Raw genomic sequence first — 19,412 nt, 5'->3', positions numbered from 1 at the left:
GCAATCCCGAGCATCTGCACGGGACTGTTGATTGCATCACGTCAAACGCGCCGGCTAGAACTGATAACCCGCACCAACCACCGCGCCGAAGTCCGACCGCGTGTTGCCCGTCACCGATGCCTTGACGACCCAGCGGTTGCTTTCCGTCACGTACGAGTACCCCGCCGCAAAGCCCTGCTGGCCGTGATAGTTCGACGTCGCCGCCGACACCATCGAGCGCCCCGCGCCGGTCGGCTGCGGCAAGCCCGCTACCGCCATCGCCGACGCGACACCGCCGTACATGTCCTTCTTCAGGTCGTTGAACGAGTTGTACACCTGTCCGATGCGCTGGTCGGTGTAGCCCTTCGCCTGCGTCGACGCCGTCGCGAGGTTGTCGTTCAGCTGCTGCACGTTTACCGCGTCGGTCGGCGCCGTGCCGGCCGCGACGTTCGTGACCTGGCGCTCGCTGCCCTTCGCACCGACCGAGAACGAGTTGTCGCGATCGGCGACGGAGCCCTGGCCGACCGCCACCGCGTTCTTGCCGGTTGCCGTCGCCGTCGAGCCGATCGCACCCGCATCGGCACGCGCGATCCACGTGGTGTTCGCATCGGTCGCGGCCGCGCGGATCTTGTCGTTGGCCGCGACATTCTGCAGCGCGGTGTTGAACTGGCCCACGTTGACCGCGTCGTTGGCGTTCACGCCGGCCGCGACGCCGGTCAGCACGCGGTCGCCCGCCGTGCCGGAGAAGTTCACGGTGGTGCCGCCCGTGTCCTTCCCGACCGTGATCGCGCCGTTCGGATCCTGCTGCTGCACGAGGCCGGCCTTGCCGTTCGCGATGTTGGTCACGCTGCCTTGCAGGTTCGAGATGTCGGTGGTGTTCTTCGACACCTGCTGGTTGGTCGCATACAGCTGCGAGCCGTTCACCGCATCCGTGCTGGCGGCGCTGAGCGTGCCTGCCTGAACGTTGGTGATGCGCGTGCCGCCGGCGCCGCCGAGCGTGATCGTGCTCTTCGAGCTGTCGTCGTACTGCACGGCGAGCGCGCCGAGCTGGTTGAGGTTCGACTGCACGTCCTTCAGCTGCTTCACGTTCACCGCGTCCGTATCGCTGGTGCCCGCGGCGACGTTCTTGAGCACGACGGACGAATTGACGTCGCCGCCGACGAGCGACACCGAATTCAGCCGGTTGCCGTTCGTGTCGACGTCGTACTTGACGACGTTCTTCACGGCTTCGCCGGCCTGGTTCGATACGTTCGTGATCTGCTGCTCGAGCGCGGTTTTCACGCCCGACAGCTGGCCGCCGTTCACCGCGTCCGTGCTGCCCGCGGCGACGTTGCCGTCGGCCACGTTCGCCAGCTTCGTCGGCGCACCGCCGCGCGCCGCGCTGTATGCGCCGAGCGTCGGGTCGAACTGCAGCGCGTCCTGCTGCAGCCCGGCGATCGCGGCCGTGTTGCCCGCGATGTTCGTTTCGGCATTGCCGAGGCGCGTTTCGTGATTCGCGAGCGTCGTCGTGTTGCTGCCGACGCGGCCGTCGAGGTTCGTCAGTGCGTCGCCGACATTGTTGAACGCGCTGCCGCCGATCTTGTAGTTCGGTGCGCTGATCGAGCCGTCGGGGTTCGACGTCGCGCCGCCGCCGAGTGCGGCCGCGGTACTGTCGATCGCGCTGCGCAGTTGCGCGCCGTTCACCGCATCGGTGCTGCCGGCCGCCACGTTGCCGGCGGCGACGTTGGTCACGCGCACCGGGTTTCCGCCGTTGCCCGCGCCGAGCGAAATCTGCTGCTTGCTCGCATCGTCGTATTTCACGGCCAGCGCATCGAGCTGGCTCGTACCGTCATGAATCGCCGCGGTCAGCTGGTCGACGTTGACCGCATCGGTGCCTGCCTTGCCGGCCGCAACGTTGCTGATGAGCTGCGGGCCGTGGCCCCCGTGGCTGGCATCGTAGGCGCCGAGGCCCGGGTTCCACTGGAGCGCATCCTGCTGGAGCGCCGCGATATTGCCCGTATTCGTCGTCACCTGGTTGCCGACGGTCGTGATCGACTGGTTGAGCGTGTCGGTCGCCTTGCCCAGCTGGCCCACGTTCACGGCGTCGTTCGCGGCGACCCCGTCCGCGACATTGTGCAGGCCGACCGGTGCCGCCGCACCCGTTCCGCCGAGCGTGACGCCGCTGTGTGCGTCGCTGTCGTACTGCACGGCGTTCTTCGTCGCGTCGCCGATCTGGCTCGTGATCGACGTGCTCAGGTTGCCGAGCGTCGTGCTGAGGTTGTTCGTCACGCTCGTGCTGAGCGACGCGAGGCCGCCACTCAGTTGCCCGACGTTGACCGCGTCGTGCACGTCCTTGCCGTCGGCGACGTTGTGCAGCGTCGTGCCGTTCGTGCCCGCGAACGTCACCGAGTCGAAGCCGCTTGCGCCGTCGTACTTGACGTTGCGCGCATCGGCCGCCTGCAGGCCGCCGATGTTCGACGCGGCCGTGCTCAGCGACGTGTTGATGCCGGTCACGCTGCTCTGCAGGTTCGCGATGTTCGAGGTTGCCGTCGAGATGGACGTCTGCAGCGGTGCGACGCTGCCCTTCAATTGCCCGACGTTGACGGCGTCGGTATCGGCCACGCCCGCCGCGACGCCACCGATCGTGGTGCCGCCGGCGCCGTCGAGCGCGATCGCCGCATGCGTGTTGTCGGTGTACTTCACGACGTCCTGCGTGGCGGTGACGATGCTGGTGCTGAGGCTGTTGCCGACGTTGGTCACGCGCTGGTCGACGTTCGAGATCGTGGTCGACAGCGAATTGCCGACCGACGTCACGCGTGCGTCGACATTGCCGATACCCGTGCTGAGCGTGTTGTTCACGTTCTTCAGCTGCTGGACGTTGACGGCGTCCGTATCGGCCGCGCCCGCCGCGACGTTCTTGAGCTGGCGTTCGCTGCCGATTGCGCCGAACGACACCGCGCCGCCAACCGGCGCGGCTGTGCCGCCGAAGACCGGCGTGCCGCCGTTGTTCGCGCCGATGCTGCCCGACCCGATCGCGACCTGGTTGTTGCCGTTCGTCTGCGCGCCCGCGCCGATCGCCACCGACTGCGTGCCGGCGGCACGCGTCTGCGTCGCCGCGTCGTACGATGCACCGGCCGATACGCCGTCGCTCGACGTCGGGTTCGCGCCGCCGATCGCGACCGAGCGGTCGCCGCTGGCGAGCGCCGAGTGGCCGAGCGCGATCGAGCTCGTGCCGTGCGCATCCGCGACGTTGCCGAGCGCCATCGAGAAATCGCCGATCGCGGCCGACTGCCGGCCGATCGCCAGCGCCGTGTTGCCTTGCGCGACGGCCACCGTGCCGATCGCGGTGGACGAGTTCGCCAGCGCCTGCGAGCCGACACCGATCGCGATCGCGCCGCCGCTGCTGCTGCTGCCGTTGCTGCTCGCGTTCGACTGATCGCCGATCGCGATGCCGCTGGTGCCGGCCTTCGCGTTCGTACCCTGCGTCACGTTCGTGGTACTCACCGCCACGTAGTTGCCGCTCTTCGTGGCCACGCACAGCGGGTTGGTGCCGTCGATGCACTGCCCGGTCAGCGCGTTGTCCGGGTTGCCGCGGTCGACGAAATTGTCGGCGTGCGCGGCGCCTGCGATCAGCACACCTGCGCCTGTGAACATCGCGGCGGCAAGCGCCGAAATCTGCTTCCTCTTCATGGTCTTCTGCTCCGTTGTGTAGCGTCTTGTTTGAATACGGACTACTTACTTTCTTCGACAGCTTCGACTTCGATTTCGATTGCGACTTCAGTGCGGAACCCGATTCCGGGATCCGGCGTGGCCTTGTCGGAGGCGGCCTGCATCGACCGTCCGTTTCGACAGGACGATCGAAGCCTCCGGGCACGCCGTCTTCTCACGGCCCGTTCCGTCAATCAGGAAACTGCATTAGGAATGCGTAATACTTTTCATGGGCAAGTCGCCCCCCCCGACTGAATCCGGAGATTCAACCTGCCGTTACAAACATCTCTGGTGTGATGTCGCGCCGACCGCGACCAACCCCGCTTCTTTTATTTCGTCTTCGGCAGCCGATGTTTCGCTTCCGCACCACGAGCATTCGCCCGAACGCGCATCAATCGATGCGCCGGATTCGAATCGCACAGCGTCCGTCACGACTTGCGGCGCCCTGCGTTACGCTGTGCTACCCGGCATTCAAAGTTCGGACGAATTATGGGACACGACATTAAATTATTAAAGGCGACATTCTTTATAGATTGTAAAATCCTGTATATTCAATGACTTACGTTAAATACAGATATCTCGCAAACGATTTCGTGCCATCAAAATTAATCAGGATGTTTTGCCGGGCGGACAAATGCTTTGCCAAAGCGGATTTGAATTAAAAATGATTATTAAGCGGCAATAAAAAAGCTAGCCGATCGCTCGACCGTACACCTGATACTCGCGTAAACCATTAGTATGGGCGCATATCAATGCGCGAGTTCCTGTCGCAAACCGCCATTTTTAAAATCAGGGAAGCGGAATGACGCGAATGGCGTTGTCGCGTCTGGCGGGATTCGAAATAAGCTCCTACAATTCCGCTCGCATTGATTCCCGCAGTCGCGATCTTCACGGCGCGAGCATGGCAATCGTCCGCGTCCTTGCCGGCGCGGTGATCAAAAAAACGAACGCCGTGTCATGCGGCGACCGGTTGCCTGCCGCGCAGTGCCGGCATCCTCCGGAATCGATGCGTGCGTGCGATGCGTGGTTGCGTCGTCATAGAGCGGCTCACGACGTTTCCCCCGAACCGGGCAGGCCACCCGCGGAAACGTCGCCAACCGCCTTTCCAGAACAGGTGCACGATGCCTTCATCGATCTCCGCATTGAGCGATGTCCATATCTTGGTCGTCGACGATCAACCCGACCAGCTGCGTTTGCTGATCGACATCCTGCGCGGCACGGGTTGCCGGATCAGCATCGCGTCCGACGGCATGCAGGCGTGCCAGCGCGCGCAGGCGCTGTTGCCCGACCTGATCCTGATGGATGTCCGCATGCCGCGGATGGACGGTTTCACCGCGTGCCGGCTGCTCGCCGCCGATCCTGCCACGCGCGCGATTCCGGTGATTTTCCTGACCGTGGCCGGCGAATTGCACGAACGCCTCGAAGGGCTGGAAATCGGCGGTGTCGACTATGTGGTGAAGCCGTTCGAGCCGGCGGAAGTGGTCGCGCGGATTCGCGTGCAGCTCGCGCGGACCACGCGTGAGCCGCCCACCGATACGGAGCCGGTGCACAGCCCGTTCGCGGCCGGCAAGGACGACGACATCATCGTGCGCGCGGCGATCCGCCACCTGTCGCGCACCTTGAACGATCCGCCGACCGTGGAGCAACTGGCGCGCGCGGTCGGCACGCATGAAAAGCGGCTGTCGCGCGCGTTTCGCGACAATCTCGGGCAGACGGTGTTCGAGTACCTGCGGCACGAGCGGCTGCGGATCGCGCAGGATCTGCTGGATTCGACATCGCTCAGCATTGCGAGCATCGCGAAGGAAATCGGCTTTTCCACGCCGGCCAATTTCGCGACGGCCTTTCGCGAACGCTTCGGCGTCACGCCGACCGAGTGGCGGCGCCAGCGCCAGGCGCGCTCGCGCGCCGCGACCCGCGAGCCGCAACGCGGCGCGTAAGCACGGCCGGCACGCTCGCGATCACCAGTTGTATTTCGCGCTGCCGAGCACGGTCCGCTCATTGCCGAACACGCATACGGTGTACGACTGGCAGCCGCTGACGTAGCGCCGGTCGAACAGGTTCGCGACGTTCAGCGCGAAGCGCCAGTGCGGCATGTCGTAGTGCAGCGCCAGGTCATACAACGTCGCGCTCGGCACCGTCAGCGAGTTGTCGGGCGCACCGGCCGATGCGCTCTGGTACCGCACGCCGCCGCCGATTCCGAGCCCCGACAGCGCGCCCGTGTGCCAGGTCCAGTCGGCCCACATCGACGCCATCTGCCGCGGCAGCGGCACGGAGACGGGCCAGTTGTTCAGCGACGCATCGTTCGCCTGCACGTTCTTGACGTCCTGGTACGCATACGACGCGACGATCGACAGTTCGCGCGTCACCTTGCCGACCGCGCTCAGCTCGACGCCGCGCGAGCGCACCTTGCCGGTCTGCACGGACGTCGTGCCGGTCGGGTCGAGATTCACCGGCGTCGGCGTCACGACGTTGGTCTGGTCGATCCGGTAGACGGCCGCGCTCAGCATCAGGTTTTTGCCGGGCGGCTGCCAGCGCAGCCCCGCTTCGGCCTGCGCGCCGCGCGTCGGTTTCGCCAGGCCGCCGCCGAACATCCGCACGCCGACGACCGGATCGAACGACGTCGAATAGCTCACGTACGGCGACAACCCGGCATCGCCCTGATAGGTCAGCCCGACGCGCCCGGAGAACGCACTGACGTCCTGCTGCGTCTGTGTGCCGGCCGTCCGGTCGTCGAAGCGGGCATTCACGAAGTCTTCGCGTCCGCCGAGCGTCAGCGTCCAGCGCCGCCAGCGGATCTGGTCCTGCGCGTAGAGGCCGAACGCGTTCAGCGCCGTGTACTGGTCGATATGGCCGAGCGACGTCGGGCCGGAGAAGATCGCGGCCGTCACCGGCCGGTAGACGGGGTGGTACAAGTTGAGCGACGGCGCCAGCGCCAGCCACACGCTGTTGGTCGTCGTCTGCCGGTCGAACTGCAGGCCGAACAGCAGCGTGTGTTCGAGCGGCCCCGTGCCGAAGCGCGCCTGCGCGTGATTGTCGACGTCGAGCCGGCTGTAGTTGAGCTGGAACAGCCCCGCGAACCGCATCATGTTCGTCGTGCTGCGCGGCGCGAAGCCATTGCCGAACACCGTTGCATCGTCGAGCGACAGGTGCGACCAGCGCACGTCCTGATGCAATGTCCAGATTGCATTCACGCGATGTTCCAGCGCGTAGCCGAGCGACCATTGCTTCTTGCGGTAGTCGTTAAATGACGGGTCGCCCATGTAGATGTCCTGCGACAGGCGTCCGTTCGGGTTCGGCAATACGGTGCCCGACGCCGGCAGGAAGTTCGACGAGATGTCGCCGCTGTCCTGCAGGTACGTCGCGGAGACCGTCAGCGACGTGTCGGCATTCGGCCGCCAGCGGAACGACGGCGCCAGCGCGACGCGCCGGTCGCCGTTCGGGCCCGTCACCGCGTTGCCGTCGCGCGCGACGCCGACGAACCGGTAAGCGTACTTGCCGTCCGGGTCGAGTGTGTCACCGACGTCGAGCATGGCCTGCTTGCGCGCATCGTTGCCGATCTGCACGCCGGCCTCGCGCACGCGTTCGCCGTCGGCGAGCTTCGTGCGCGCGTCGACGATCGCGCCGGACTCGCCCGCGCCGTACAGCACCGACGTCGGCCCGCGCAGCACCGCGATCGAGTCGATCGTGTACGGATCGACGCGCCAGTTCGCGATCACGGCCGTATTCGGCGCGGCGAGGCCGTCGACGTACAGCGTCGGCGTGAAACCGCGCAGCGCCGCATACCAGTCGGTCCGGCTGTCGGCGCCGAACGTCGAGAAGCCGGGCACGTAGCGCAGCGCCTGGTTCAGGTCGGACGCGCCGGTCATCTCGATCTGCTGCGCAGTCACGATGTTGATCGTTTGCGGGATTTCGTCGATCGGCGTGTCGGTCTTAGTGCCGGTGGCGGTACGCTGCCCGACGAGCCCAACGGACGAGGCGTGGGCCGGCCCTCGCACGTCGATGGCCGGCAGCACGGCCACCGCCGTGCCCGGCGCCGATGCCTGCGCGTGCGCAGCGCCCGCGGCGGCCACGCACAACGCTCCACCGGCCGCGATCGCCGTCGCGCGCCGCCCCGCCCCTGTCTCCGTCCACATCGTTTCGATACTCCGTCGTGCTGGGTTGGCCGGTTCGGCCGAATCGACGGGCCGCGTGCCGCCGCGTCCGTCCGATGGTGTCGTGATTGCCGTGCCGGCGAAGGCGGTGACGCGTGGATCGGACCGCACCGGCCGACTGCATCGTTCGCGAGCGCAGCGATCATACCGGCCGAACGTGGCGCGGTCTTTAAAAAAGAATTCCGATCGACGACCGCCGCGGCACGCGGATTGCTCGTCACCGGAACCGCATCAGGAACCCGGCACGGCCGGGCATCGACGTGACACGCATATCCGGCAGGATTCACATCGGCATTTCGGGCTGGCGCTACCCGGGCTGGCGACGCACGTTCTACCCGGCCGGCCTGAAGCAGGCCAGCGAGCTGCGCTATGCATCGGGTCAACTGCAGACGATCGAAATCAACGGCACGCACTACAGCTTGCAGGCACCTGACAGCTGGCGGCGCTGGTACGCCGACACGCCGCCCGGGTTCGTGTTCAGCGTGAAAGGCTCGCGCTACCTGACGCACATGCTGCGCTTTCACGGCGAAACGGCCACGATCGCGTGCTCGAATTTTTTCGCTCAGGGGCTGTTCGCGCTGAAGGACAAGCTCGGGCCGCTGCTGTGGCAATTCCCGCCATCGCTGCGTTTCGATCCGGCGCACATGGAACGCTTCCTGAGCCTGCTTCCGCCCGACACGGAAGCGGCGCTCACGCTCGCCCGACGGCACGATGCGCGCGTGCGCGAGCCGTATCTGCAGATCGACCGCAAGCGAGCGTTGCGCCACGCGGTGGAAGTGCGGCACGACAGCTTCGTGGACCCGGCGTTCGTGAAGCTGCTGCGCCGCCACAAGGTCGCACTCGTCGTGTCGGATTCGACCGAGGCGTGGCCGCAGTTCGAGGATCTGAGCGCGCGGTTCGTCTACATGCGGCTGCATGGCACCGAAACCAAGTATTCGGGCGAATACGCCGATGCGGCGCTCGAACGATGGGCGCGCAGAATCGAAGCGTGGAGCCGGGGCGCGCAGCCCGACGATGCGCGTCTCGCCGCACCGGGCCTGCAACCGCCACGTGCAAAGACGCGCGACGTGTATTGCTATTTCGACAACGACACGAAAACGCAGGCGCCGTTCGACGCCGGGCGGCTGATGGCGCGGCTCGGGCTGCACGCGCACGCTGCGGCGCCGGAATGAAATATCCGGCAAGCGACGTCCCTCGGGAACGCCGTCAGGTACCGCAAGGCCAGGCGCGCAATATGCTCCTGCACTCGCGGATCGTGCCATTCGTCGCGCCTCGCCGCGTAAGCGGTAAATTTTGCACGACCGGCAGTCGGCGCCATGGCGCCAACACGGCAAGGAGAAGAACGATGACCCTGCTTATCTATCTGGTCGGATGGATCATTTTCATCGGCGGCGTCGCGTGGGGTTTGATGACACTGCACGTCTCTCAGCACATCATCGAGATCGTGGCCGTCATCCTGTTCGGCATCGCGGTCATCACGGGTGCGACGCGCGCCCGGAATCGCGACCGGTCGTAGCGCGGGAGTCGACCTCCACGGCACCTGCCCGATGATCGGCGGCCCGCCGTGTCCGCCTTCACCCCCGCCCGCGCCGCATCCTGAGCGTCGCCGACGGCGATTCGCCGAACGCCCGCTTGTACTCGATCGCGAACCGCCCGAGGTGTGCGAAACCCCATTTCAGCGCGATATCGGTGACCGACGCGAGCCCCGGCGTGTCGTCGGCCAGCAGTTCCTCGCGCACATGTTGCAGCCGCAACTGCCGCACGAAGCCCATCGGCGTGATGCCGTGGCGATTGCGGAAGCCGGCGAACAGCGTACTCGGGCTGACGCCGGCGAGTTCGGCAAGCCGTTCGATCGTCAGCGGCTCGTCGAGATGCGCGCGGATGTATTCCTCGACGCGCCGCACGTAGAACGGCGCGAGCACCACCGGCAAGTGCCGCGTGCCGTTGCGCGCGCTGTTCGGGTGGCCGTGCAGCAGCAGGTTGAGCAGCGTCGATTCGAGCTGCTCGAACGCGAGCGGATGGCGCAGCGGATGCGCGTCCGTCGAGATCGCGCCGGCGAGGATCGGCAACAGCTGCGCCAGACACGTCCCTTGCGGCGACGACAGGCTGAACGCCGGCTCGAATTCGACCGGCCCACGCCGGTCGTCGCCGAAATGCCGTTGCGCATGCCGCTCCACCACTTCGCGCTCGATGCGCAGGATCACTTGCGGACATGCATCGCCCCACTGCATCTTCAGCGGCAGCGTCGGCGAGATCAGCGACGCGGTGCCGGGCGACGACACGAAGCGCGTCGAACCGCACGCGATCTCGGCGTCGCCACGCAGCGGGATCTGCAACAGGAAGAAGTGTTCGAGCGGCCCGGGCTCGATGCTGACGCCGCCACCGTAATCGAGCAGGTTCAGCGACAGGTTGCCCCAGCGGGCGTGATGCATGCAGCTGTGCAGCGCGCGCGATTCGCCGGTCGGCGTCAGGCGGTGCGGCTTGAACACGTCGGCGACGCGCGCGCGCACCTCGTCGACGTCGTTCGACTCCAGCAGCAGCGTGTCGTGATTGAAACAGGCGGCATCGGCCAGCCAGCCGGTTTCGGAAAATTGCGCCATCGAAGTTCTCCCGTCATGCTCGATCGCACTCGCGCCGTGCATGCGTTCCCGGTATTGGGGAATCCTCTGCACGATCCGGACAGCGCCCGGAGTATCCGGACAGTCCGCCCCTCAAAACACGCAAGTCCCGCGCAAACGACGCAAGAAGCGGACCGTTCGCGCATCGTAGAAAACTGTGCGGGCATTCCGCATCCGCACATACCCGCAGTCAGCCGCGCGCCTGCCCACGCGCGGCGGCCGGTGCAACAGGTTTCCGGAATTCGCGGATACCGGCCGAAGAAAGCGGATAGAAGCGTGCTTTTCGGCTGCCAATACTGGGCCCGTCACAGAGATGAACCGACTGGAGGGACACATGAAAGGACGTCACATCGAGATTCCGTCGCCGGACGGCGGCGCGTTTCGCGCGTACCTGAGCACGCCGGCCGGCGGCACGGGGCCGGGCATCGTGCTGTGCCACGAGATCTTCGGCGCGAACGCGACGATGCGCGAAACGGCCGACTACTACGCGGAGGAAGGCTATACGGTGCTCGTGCCCGACCTGTTCTGGCGCCAGGCGCCGGGGATCGAGCTCGGTTACACGGCGGCCGATTCCGAGCGCGCGATGGCTCTTTATCGCGAATACGACGAGGACAAGGGCGTCGAGGACGTCGGCGTCGCGCTGAACGCGCTCAGGCAGCGGCCGGAATGCACGGGCGAAGCCGGCGTGCTCGGCTACTGCCTCGGCGGCAAGCTCGCATATCTCGCCGCGTGCCGGCTGCCGGACGTGGCCGCGGCGGTCAGCTACTACGGCGTCGGCATCGAGCACGCGCTGGACGAGGCGGCCCACTTGCGCGGGCGGCTCGTGCTGCAGCTCGCGGCGCAGGACCGCTTCTGCCCGCCTGACGCGCAGCAGCGCATCGCGGATGCGCTATCCGGCCGCGACGGCGTCGAAGTGTACGTCTACCCCGGCGTCGATCACGCGTTCGCCCGCACCGGCGGCGATCATTTCGACAAGGCCGCCGCGATCATGGCGCACCAGCGCGCGATCGCCGCATTCCGCGCCGCGCTCGGCCCGCACTACGACCTGTCCGCACTGTGGGAAGCCCATCTGAAGCACGAATTCGACACGCGCAACGTCGACGCGACGATGGCCACGATGGTCGCCGAGCCGTACGTCAACCATATTCCGACGCTGACGGGCGGCGTCGGCCACGACGAGCTGAAGCGCTTCTATACGCATCACTTCGTGCATGCGAACCCGCCCGACACGACGATCACGCCGATCTCGCGCACGATCGGTGCGAGCCAGATCGTCGACGAACTGCTGTTCTGCTTCACGCACACCACCGAGATCGACTGGATGCTGCCGGGCGTCGCGCCGACCGGCAAGCGGGTCGAGATCCCGCTCGTCGCGATCGTCAAGTTTCGCGGCGACAAGCTGTATCACGAGCATATCTACTGGGACCAGGCGAGCGTGCTCGTGCAGGTCGGCCTGCTCGATCCGGCCGGGCTGCCGGTAGCCGGCGTCGAAACGGCCCGCAAGCTGCTCGACGAAACCGTGCCGTCGAACGGCCTGATGCGCCGCTGGCACGACAGCGAGCCGTCGACGGGTGCGCGCTGACGCGCCCCTTCCCTCACTCAACGATTCCGGGAGACACCCCATGACCGCCCTTGCAGGCAAAGTCGCGATCGTCACCGGCGGCGCCACGCTGATCGGCGCCGCGGTCGCGCAGGACCTGATCCGCGCCGGCGCGCACGTCGCGATCCTCGATCTCGATGCGGAGAACGGCGCACGCGTGGCCGATTCGCTCGGCGAACGTGCGCTGTTCGTCGCGCTCGACATCACCGACGACCGCGCGATCGAGCGCGCGATCGCGGCGATCGTCGAACGCTTCGCTGCGATCGACGTGCTCGTCAACCTCGCGTGCAGCTATGTCGACAACGGCATCCACGCAACCCGCAACGACTGGCTCGCCGCGATGGACGTCAACGTCGTGTCCGCCGCGATGCTCGCGAAGGCCGTGCATCCGCACATGGCGCGGCGCGGCGGCGGCGCGATCGTGAACTTCAGCTCGATCTCCGCGCAGTGCGCGCAAACCGGCCGCTGGCTGTATCCGACGTCCAAGGCCGCGATCCGCCAGCTCACGCGCAGCATGGCGATGGATCTCGCACCCGATCGCATTCGCGTCAACTCGGTGTCGCCGGGCTGGACGTGGTCGCGCGTGATGGACGAGATGACGCACGGCGACCGCGCGAAGACCGACCGCGTCGCCGCGCCGTTCCACCTGCTCGGCCGCGTCGGCGATCCGTCCGAGGTCGCGCAGGTCGTGACGTTCCTGTGCAGCGACGCGGCGAGCTTCGTGACCGGCGCCGACTACGCGGTGGACGGCGGCTACGCCGCGATGGGCCCCGAACAGGCGCTGCCGGCCATTCCGCGCCTGGCGGAGTGACCGCGCTTCGCAACTGCTCCCTGCAACCATTCCGGCCCTCACCCGGCCAACCAAGGACATTTCCATGAGACGCATCGCTATCGTCGGCGCCGGCCAGTCCGGCCTGCAACTCGCCTTCGCCCTGCTCGACCAGGGCTATCACGTCACGCTCTCGACCAACCGCGACGCGGAGCAGATCCGCACGGGCAAGGTCATGTCGAGCCAGTGCATGTTCCATACCGCGCTGCAGATCGAGCGCGACCTCGGCCTGAATGCGTGGGAGGAAGCGTGCCCGTCCGTCGAGGGGATCGGCGTCGCGGTGCCGCATCCGGACGGCAACGGCCGCAAGGCGATCGACTGGTCGTCGCGGCTGACGCGCTATGCGCAGTCGGTCGATCAGCGCGTGAAGATGGCCGACTGGCTCAACGGCGTGCGGCGCCGCGGCGCGGACGTGCGCATCGGCGATGTCGGCGTACCCGAGCTCGAGGAACTGGCGCGCAGTCACGACCTCGTGCTGCTCGCGGCCGGCAAGGGCGACATCGTCAACCTGCTCGGCCGCGACGACGCGCGCAGCGCGTTCGACCGCCCGCAACGCGCGCTGGCGCTGACCTACGTGAAGGGCATGACGCCGAGCCAGCCGTATTCGCGCGTGCGCTTCAACCTGCTGCCCGGCATCGGCGAATACTTCGTGTTCCCTGCGCTGACCACGACGGGCCCGTGCGAAATCATGGTGTTCGAAGGCATTCCGGGCGGCCCGCTCGACTGCTGGGCCGACGTGAAGACGCCCGAGCAGCATCTGGACCGTAGCCTGTCGTTCCTGCGCCAATACGTGCCGTGGGAATTCGAGCGCTGCCGCGACGTCGAGCTGACCGATTCGAACGGCACGCTGGCCGGGCGCTTCGCGCCGACGGTGCGCAAGCCGTTCTTCCGGTTGCCGTCGGGCCGCACGGTGTTCGGGATGGCCGATGCGGTGGTCGTCAATGATCCGATCACGGGCCAGGGATCGAACAACGCCGCGAAGTGCGCGAAGGCGTATTTCGACGCGATCGTCGCGCGCGAAACCGCACCCTTCGGCGAAGACTGGATGCAGCAGACCTTCGAAGGCTACTGGGCCTACGCGCAGCATGTGGTGCGCTGGACCAACTCGCTGCTCACGCCGCCGCCGCCGCACATCCTCGAACTGCTCGGCGCGGCCGGCCAGTTGCCGTCGCTCGCCGCGGCGATCGTCGACGGCTTCGACGATCCGCGCCGGTTCTCGCCGTGGTGGTTCGAGCCGTCGGCCTGCGCGGCGATGATCCGCGAGCACAGTGTGCGGGCGGCGTGACCGACATGGAAACGATCATGACCGACCGCCCTGCCCTCGACCCGATGCAATTGCGTGCCGCGTTCGGGCAGTTCCCGACCGGTGTCACCGTGATCACCACCTGCGCGGCCGACGGGCGCAAGGTGGGCCTCACCGCCAATTCGTTCTCGTCGTTGTCGCTCGACCCGCCGCTCGTGCTGTGGAGTCTTCGCAAGGTCGCGCCGAGCCGGCCGGATTTCATCGCGGCCACCCACTTCGCGATCAACATCCTCGCGCACGACCAGATCGACCTGTCGCGCCGCTTCGCGACGCCCAGCGCCGACAAGTTCGACGGCGTGATGCACGTCGAATCGGATAGCGGCGGCGTGCCGTGCCTCGACGGCGCGAGCGCGCGCTTCGTGTGCCGCAACGTCGGTCACTACGAAGGCGGCGATCACCTGCTCTTCATCGGCGAGATCGAGCAGTTCGACACATACGGCAAGGCGCCGCTCGTGTTCCATGCCGGCCAGTATCGTGCGATCGCCGATCATCCCGATCTTTTACGCGTCATTTGATTAGTTATACAGATAAATAACCAGGAGGTGGTGAACATGAAGCTCGGCTCTCGCCTGCTCGTCGTCGCAGGCCTCGCGCTCGCCGGCATCGCCGGAAGCGCGCCGGCCCACGCGACCGACCTGCCGTCGGTCAACCTCGGCATGACCAGTTTCCTCGACGGGATGCCGCCGGCCGGCTCCGGCTGGTACGGCACGCAGTACCTGCAGTACTACACGGCCGGCCGCGTCAACGACAATGCGGGCAACAAGGTCGGGCTGCCGAAGCAGGATATCGACCTGTTCGCGGGGCTGAGCCAGCTCGTCTATCAGTCTCCGCTGACGTTCGCGGGCATGCATCCGGGCCTCGACGTGATCCTGCCGTGGATCGCGTCCGCGCGGACCGACGACGGCATCGGCAACGTCGCGCTGAATGCGCGCGCCGGGTTCGGTGACCTGTTGATCGGCCCGTTCATCCAGTTCGACCCGGTGATGGGCGCGCAGGGCCCGCGCTTCGCGCAGCGCGTGGAACTCCAGTTCATCGCGCCGACCGGCGCGTACGATCCGTCGCGCGCGATCAACCCGGGCAGCCATTTCTGGTCGTTCGACCCGTACTGGGCGGCGACGCTGTGGCTCACGCCGAAATGGACCGTGTCGTGGCGGCTGCACTATCTGTGGAACGCGACCAACCATCGGCCGGCCACGTCGCTCGGCCCCGACGTGACGTCGACGCAGGCCGGCCAGGCGATCCACGTGAACTTCGCGACCGAGTACGAAGTGCGCCCGGGCCTGCGCCTGGGGCTCAACGGCTACTGGCTGCGCCAGACCACCGACATGAAGGAGAACGGGCAGGACGTGCCCGGCACGCGGGAGGCCGTGTTCGCGATCGGGCCGGGCGCCATGTATAGCGTCTCGCCGCACGATCACCTGTTGTTCAACACGTACTTCGAGACCCATGCGCGCAACCGGCCGCAGGGGACGCGGATGGTGCTGCGCTACGTGCATCACTTCCAGTGACGCGCGGGGCCGGATCGACGGACGGGACCGTTATCGTCCGACGAATCGAGCCGGCAGCATTACGCGCTGCCGGCCTGAACGCGCCTGTCCTATAGTTTCTGGAGAACGCAGGAAAGAAGTTCGTCACGAACCCGGAGGGACCGCGCCATGGCTGCTTCAGCAACTTTCCGGTGCCTGTCGCGCGCGGCGAAACGGCTGGCGCGGCGCATGGTTGCCGTCGCACCGGCCGTCGCCATCGGGCTCACGGTGTCCGCGTGCGGCGGCGACAGCTCGCCCTCGTCCGGCGGGCCTGCGTTCGCGAACGCCGCGCGCCCGCAGATCAATGCGCTGCTTTCGGACACGATGACGGCCGGCGCGGTCGTCTACGTGCAGTCGCCGCAGGGCAACTGGCTCGAATCGTTCGGCACGGCCGTGCGCGGCACGAACACGCCGATCCCGACCAACGCGCACTTTCGCGTCGGCAGTGTCACGAAGACGTGGACCGGCACGGTGATCCTGCAACTCGTGCAGGAAGGCCGGCTGAGCCTGAGCGATACCGTCGCCAAGTTCGTCACGAACGTGCCCAACGGCAATACGATCACGATCGAGCAGTTGCTGAGGATGCGCAGCGGCCTCTACAACTACTCGACCAGCCTCGCGTTCAACCAGACGCTCGATGCGCAGCCGGACAAGGTCTGGACCACGACGGAACTGCTGAACATCGCGGAAGGCCAGCCGGTCTATTTCGCGCCGGGCGCCGATTTCCGCTACTCGAACACCAACACGGTGCTGCTCGGGCTCATCATCGAACAACTCACCGGCATGAGTGCGGCCGATGCGATGAACGCACGGCTGTTCGCACCGCTCGGCCTGAGCAACACGTTGCTCCCGCCGCAGGCGAATACGGCGCTGCCGGCACCCGCGCCGCACGGCTATCAATGGGGCACCAATGCGGAGACGACCAACAGCGACGCGCTCTCGCCCGAACGCCAGGCGGAAGCGAAAAACGGCACGCTGCAGCCGACCGACGTGACCGGCGTCAACACGTCGTGGGCGTGGACGGCCGGCTCCGGTATTTCGACGGTGACCGAACTGGCCGCCTACGTGCAGCGCATGGTCGGCGGCGGCTACCTGAGCGCCGACCTGCAGGCGCAGCGGCTCGCCAGTTGCACGCCGACCGATGCGTCCGACCCGAAGTCGCCGAGCTACTGCATGGGCCTCGCCAAATTCGGCACGTTCTACGGCCACACGGGCGAAATACCAGGCTTCAATACCTTCATGGGCTACGACCCGGCGACGAAAACGACGATCGTCACGTGGGCAACCACCGCTGCCGCGCCCGACGGCCACGCGCCGGCCAACATGATCGCGCAGATCATCATGGGCGAGCTCAGCAAGGCGGCGGAAGTGCCGAGCGAGGGGCGGCCGTGACGCAGTAAGGCGCCCTGCGCACGCCGTATTCGGTCAGGCCACGCGAACGGGCTCGTCGATCCGCAGCAGCCGGCCCGCGTTGGCGATCACGATGAACGTGCCGACGTTGTGCAGGATCGCGGCCCACACCGCGCCAAGCACACCGGTCGCGGCCAGCGCGATCACCGCGAGCGTCCACGCGAGCCCGATCGCCGCGTTGGTCGTCGCCGTGCGCCGGCAATGCCGGCCGAGGCGGATGCAGGTCGGAATCCGCTTCAGGTCGTCACCGAGCAGCACGACGTCGGCCGACGCGATCGCGATGTCGACACCGCGTTCGCCCATCGCGATGCTGGTCGAGCCGGCCTTGATCGCCAGCACGTCATTGAGCCCGTCGCCGACGACGAGCGGATGCAGGCCGGCGCCGATCTCGCGCATCACGTAATCGAGCTTGTCGTGCGGGAGCGCCTGCGCGACCACCGTATCGATGCCGGTCTCGGCGGCAACCTTGCGCGCGACCGGCGAGCAGCACGCCGATCGCGACGACGAGCACGTTGCACCACGCGCTGGCAAGCGGTGCGCACCAGCGCAGGTCGACCGGCAGGAAGTCGACTGCGCTCAGCGTGCCGAGCGTGACGGCCAGCCGCGGCGGCCCCTGCAACCGGCGCGAGGGCGTCACTGCCGGCCGGGCTGTCGGGAATGTCGTCGTGGCCTTCCGGCTGTTGCCCCATCGGGGTTCCTTACGTACGCGTTACAGGATGCGCAGGTGCTCGCGCGGAATTCTGCGAGCGGCAATGTAGCGCGGCGGATGATGAAACTCAAGGCATCGATGCGATTGACGCGAGGGAGGAAACGGTCGCGCGGACCGGATGGGCCGCGCGCGTCGCAATGTCGGAGCCGGCGGCGCGTCGGTCCCGTCATCACGGTGAGGGCATCCGTGATCCGCGGGGGGAAAACCGGGCGCGATCGGGTTCGGGGATCGCGACCTGCTGCGCCGCCGGTGCGAGCGTGGCTATCGGATCGTCTTTGCGTCGCGCCGGATAGCGCACGCAGACGTCCGAACCGGTATTCGAAGATGAATTGACTCGACGGCGGACGCTCATCCCTGCGACATCGCGTTCGATCGTGCCGCGCGATACCGACAGCGCCGCTTCACGGGTTAGCAGTAGGGGGCAGCCGGCAAGGCGGTGGACTACGGCTTGTTCCATGGCCGACCATGGGTCCAGGATGCATTGACGCCGCTATGGTCGACCTGTCTCGCGGCGCCGCCTGGGGAGGGAGCCTCCATGAAGCCTTTTGCCGTGCCGGCCGACGGGGGTTCGGAGCCGGCACGCAAATATCGTGGTCGATGCCGCCGACGCGGCACCCGCCTGCCGCTCAGTGCGACATCCCGGCGAAGGTCGGCAGCAGTATCCGATAGACATGGATCATCGCCGGCCCGAGCAGCACCAGCATCAGCGAAGGGAAGATGCAGAAAATCAGCGGAAACAGGAGCTTCAGCGCGATCTTCGCTGCACGCTCCTCCGCACGCATCCGCCGCCGCGTGCGCAGCAAGTCCGACAGCACGCGCAGCGATTCGCTGATACTCGTGCCGAACCGGTCGGCCTGGATCAGCATCGTGCAGAACGACTCGATGTCTTCCACGCCGGTGCGCAGCGCAAGATTGCGTAGCGCCGTTTCCTTCGTGAAGCCGGAACGCATCTCGAGCAGCAGCAGGTCGAGTTCGCTCGCGACCACGTCGCTGCTGAAGCGCAGTTCCTCGCTGACCTTCATCAGCGCCGCGTCGAGTCCGAGCCCCGCTTCGACGCACACAGTGAGCAGGTCGAGCGCATCCGGGAAATCCTCGAAAATCTTCTGCTGGCGCACCTTGACCCGCTGCGACAGCACGATGTTCGGGATGTAGTAGCCGATACAGGCGAGCACCACGAGGATGACCGACAGCACCGCGCGCTCGTCGCCGATCCGGGTCGTGATCAGCACCAGCAGCGCCGCGCTCGGCAACGCGAGCGCCAGCACGGTCTTCGCGGTGAAATACAGCGCGGCCGCGCCCGGGTTGCGCCATCCGGCATTCATGAGCCGGATGCGTAGCGGCGAACTCTCCCAGCCGTCCTTCGGTACCGACAGCTTCGAGATCGGGGTGGACAGTTCGACCAGCTTCGCGACCCAGCGCGACGCCGTGTCGTCACCGTCGCCGGTGCCGACACCTGCGCCCGCCCCGCCCGCCTGCTGGATCCGGTGCTGGATGCTGCGCGGCGCGAACAGCAGCATCGCGATGAGCACGCCGCCGGCCACGAAGATGAACAAGCCGCCCAGCATCACGGCCTGGACCACGCTCAGATTTTGCATGACAG

General features: G+C 66.9%; 15 protein-coding genes. 9 read left to right on the top strand and 6 right to left on the bottom strand.

All coding sequences use genetic code 11. The features are described 5' to 3' along the window. Window positions 1-54: 54 nt before the first annotated feature. Window positions 55-3,648 carry a YadA family autotransporter adhesin gene (locus AC5LXX_RS32510; RefSeq protein ID WP_493414203.1) on the bottom strand — a complete coding sequence of 1,198 codons (3,594 nt, stop codon included), beginning with the start codon at window positions 3,646-3,648 and terminating at the stop codon, window positions 55-57. 1,139 nt (window positions 3,649-4,787) lie between these two features. Here AC5LXX_RS32510 and AC5LXX_RS32505 point away from each other — a divergent pair. Next, complete coding sequence (locus AC5LXX_RS32505; RefSeq protein WP_493414202.1) at window positions 4,788-5,603, top strand: response regulator transcription factor; 816 nt, start codon at window positions 4,788-4,790, stop codon at window positions 5,601-5,603. A gap of 21 nt (window positions 5,604-5,624) precedes the next feature. Here the strand turns inward: AC5LXX_RS32505 and AC5LXX_RS32500 are convergent, their stop codons facing one another. After that, complete coding sequence (locus AC5LXX_RS32500) at window positions 5,625-7,799, bottom strand: TonB-dependent siderophore receptor (protein WP_493414201.1); 2,175 nt, start codon at window positions 7,797-7,799, stop codon at window positions 5,625-5,627. Between the two features lie 278 nt (window positions 7,800-8,077). Here AC5LXX_RS32500 and AC5LXX_RS32495 point away from each other — a divergent pair, with 278 nt between their 5' ends. Next, complete coding sequence (locus AC5LXX_RS32495) at window positions 8,078-8,989, top strand: DUF72 domain-containing protein (RefSeq protein ID WP_493414200.1); 912 nt, start codon at window positions 8,078-8,080, stop codon at window positions 8,987-8,989. A 173-nt stretch (window positions 8,990-9,162) separates the two neighbouring features. Beyond that, window positions 9,163-9,333 carry a hypothetical protein gene (locus AC5LXX_RS32490; protein ID WP_006397039.1) on the top strand — a complete coding sequence of 57 codons (171 nt, stop codon included), beginning with the start codon at window positions 9,163-9,165 and terminating at the stop codon, window positions 9,331-9,333. A gap of 58 nt (window positions 9,334-9,391) precedes the next feature. Here the strand turns inward: AC5LXX_RS32490 and AC5LXX_RS32485 are convergent, their stop codons facing one another. Then, on the bottom strand, window positions 9,392-10,417 hold the full coding sequence (locus tag AC5LXX_RS32485) for an AraC family transcriptional regulator (RefSeq protein WP_493414199.1): 1,026 nt from the start codon (window positions 10,415-10,417) through the stop codon (window positions 9,392-9,394). 352 nt (window positions 10,418-10,769) lie between these two features. Between AC5LXX_RS32485 and AC5LXX_RS32480 the strand changes: the two genes are divergently transcribed. From AC5LXX_RS32480 to AC5LXX_RS32455, 6 genes are all read left to right on the top strand, one after another. After that, complete coding sequence (locus AC5LXX_RS32480) at window positions 10,770-12,017, top strand: dienelactone hydrolase family protein (RefSeq protein WP_493414198.1); 1,248 nt, start codon at window positions 10,770-10,772, stop codon at window positions 12,015-12,017. Between the two features lie 40 nt (window positions 12,018-12,057). Further along, entirely contained in the window at window positions 12,058-12,846 is a 789-nt protein-coding gene (locus AC5LXX_RS32475) for an SDR family oxidoreductase (RefSeq protein WP_493414197.1), read from the top strand. 64 nt (window positions 12,847-12,910) lie between these two features. Next, a complete protein-coding gene (locus AC5LXX_RS32470; RefSeq protein ID WP_493414196.1) occupies window positions 12,911-14,149 on the top strand; it encodes a styrene monooxygenase/indole monooxygenase family protein in 1,239 nt (412 codons plus the stop codon). Between the two features lie 5 nt (window positions 14,150-14,154). Next, window positions 14,155-14,682 carry a flavin reductase family protein gene (locus tag AC5LXX_RS32465; protein ID WP_493414195.1) on the top strand — a complete coding sequence of 176 codons (528 nt, stop codon included), beginning with the start codon at window positions 14,155-14,157 and terminating at the stop codon, window positions 14,680-14,682. A 36-nt stretch (window positions 14,683-14,718) separates the two neighbouring features. Then, a complete protein-coding gene (locus AC5LXX_RS32460; RefSeq protein WP_493414194.1) occupies window positions 14,719-15,675 on the top strand; it encodes a SphA family protein in 957 nt (318 codons plus the stop codon). Between the two features lie 147 nt (window positions 15,676-15,822). Continuing rightward, window positions 15,823-17,085 (top strand): serine hydrolase domain-containing protein, encoded by a 1,263-nt coding sequence (locus AC5LXX_RS32455; protein ID WP_493414193.1) that lies wholly within the window; start codon window positions 15,823-15,825, stop codon window positions 17,083-17,085. A gap of 33 nt (window positions 17,086-17,118) precedes the next feature. On the opposite strand, the gene AC5LXX_RS32450 is transcribed toward AC5LXX_RS32455, so the two are convergent. The 3 genes from AC5LXX_RS32450 to AC5LXX_RS32440 all read right to left on the bottom strand — a co-directional run bounded on the left by AC5LXX_RS32450 (window position 17,119) and on the right by AC5LXX_RS32440 (window position 19,407). Continuing rightward, window positions 17,119-17,634 (bottom strand): hypothetical protein, encoded by a 516-nt coding sequence (locus AC5LXX_RS32450; RefSeq protein WP_493414192.1) that lies wholly within the window; start codon window positions 17,632-17,634, stop codon window positions 17,119-17,121. A 347-nt stretch (window positions 17,635-17,981) separates the two neighbouring features. After that, a complete protein-coding gene (locus AC5LXX_RS32445; protein WP_493414191.1) occupies window positions 17,982-18,269 on the bottom strand; it encodes a hypothetical protein in 288 nt (95 codons plus the stop codon). A 169-nt stretch (window positions 18,270-18,438) separates the two neighbouring features. Continuing rightward, window positions 18,439-19,407, bottom strand: a complete 969-nt coding sequence (locus AC5LXX_RS32440; RefSeq protein ID WP_493414190.1) for a type II secretion system F family protein — start codon at window positions 19,405-19,407, stop codon at window positions 18,439-18,441. Window positions 19,408-19,412: the final 5 nt, after the last annotated feature.

This window comes from Burkholderia torrens, from assembly GCF_984668525.1.
The sequence above is the reverse complement of the archived record's forward strand: the minus strand, read 5'-3'. Positions and strand labels throughout refer to the sequence as shown.

Excerpts from the sequence above, each read along its gene's own strand:
- AC5LXX_RS32490 (WP_006397039.1), top strand. The coding sequence starts at position 9,163 with ATGACCCTGCTTATCTATCTGGTCGGATGGATCATTTTCATCGGCGGC.
- AC5LXX_RS32465 (WP_493414195.1), top strand. The coding sequence starts at position 14,155 with ATGGAAACGATCATGACCGACCGCCCTGCCCTCGACCCGATGCAATTG.
- AC5LXX_RS32475 (WP_493414197.1), top strand. The coding sequence starts at position 12,058 with ATGACCGCCCTTGCAGGCAAAGTCGCGATCGTCACCGGCGGCGCCACG.
- AC5LXX_RS32460 (WP_493414194.1), top strand. The coding sequence starts at position 14,719 with ATGAAGCTCGGCTCTCGCCTGCTCGTCGTCGCAGGCCTCGCGCTCGCC.
- AC5LXX_RS32505 (WP_493414202.1), top strand. The coding sequence starts at position 4,788 with ATGCCTTCATCGATCTCCGCATTGAGCGATGTCCATATCTTGGTCGTC.
- AC5LXX_RS32500 (WP_493414201.1), bottom strand. The coding sequence starts at position 7,799 with ATGTGGACGGAGACAGGGGCGGGGCGGCGCGCGACGGCGATCGCGGCC.
- AC5LXX_RS32445 (WP_493414191.1), bottom strand. The coding sequence starts at position 18,269 with ATGGAACAAGCCGTAGTCCACCGCCTTGCCGGCTGCCCCCTACTGCTA.
- AC5LXX_RS32480 (WP_493414198.1), top strand. The coding sequence starts at position 10,770 with ATGAAAGGACGTCACATCGAGATTCCGTCGCCGGACGGCGGCGCGTTT.
- AC5LXX_RS32485 (WP_493414199.1), bottom strand. The coding sequence starts at position 10,417 with ATGGCGCAATTTTCCGAAACCGGCTGGCTGGCCGATGCCGCCTGTTTC.
- AC5LXX_RS32455 (WP_493414193.1), top strand. The coding sequence starts at position 15,823 with ATGGCTGCTTCAGCAACTTTCCGGTGCCTGTCGCGCGCGGCGAAACGG.
- AC5LXX_RS32470 (WP_493414196.1), top strand. The coding sequence starts at position 12,911 with ATGAGACGCATCGCTATCGTCGGCGCCGGCCAGTCCGGCCTGCAACTC.
- AC5LXX_RS32440 (WP_493414190.1), bottom strand. The coding sequence starts at position 19,407 with ATGCAAAATCTGAGCGTGGTCCAGGCCGTGATGCTGGGCGGCTTGTTC.
- AC5LXX_RS32510 (WP_493414203.1), bottom strand. The coding sequence starts at position 3,648 with ATGAAGAGGAAGCAGATTTCGGCGCTTGCCGCCGCGATGTTCACAGGC.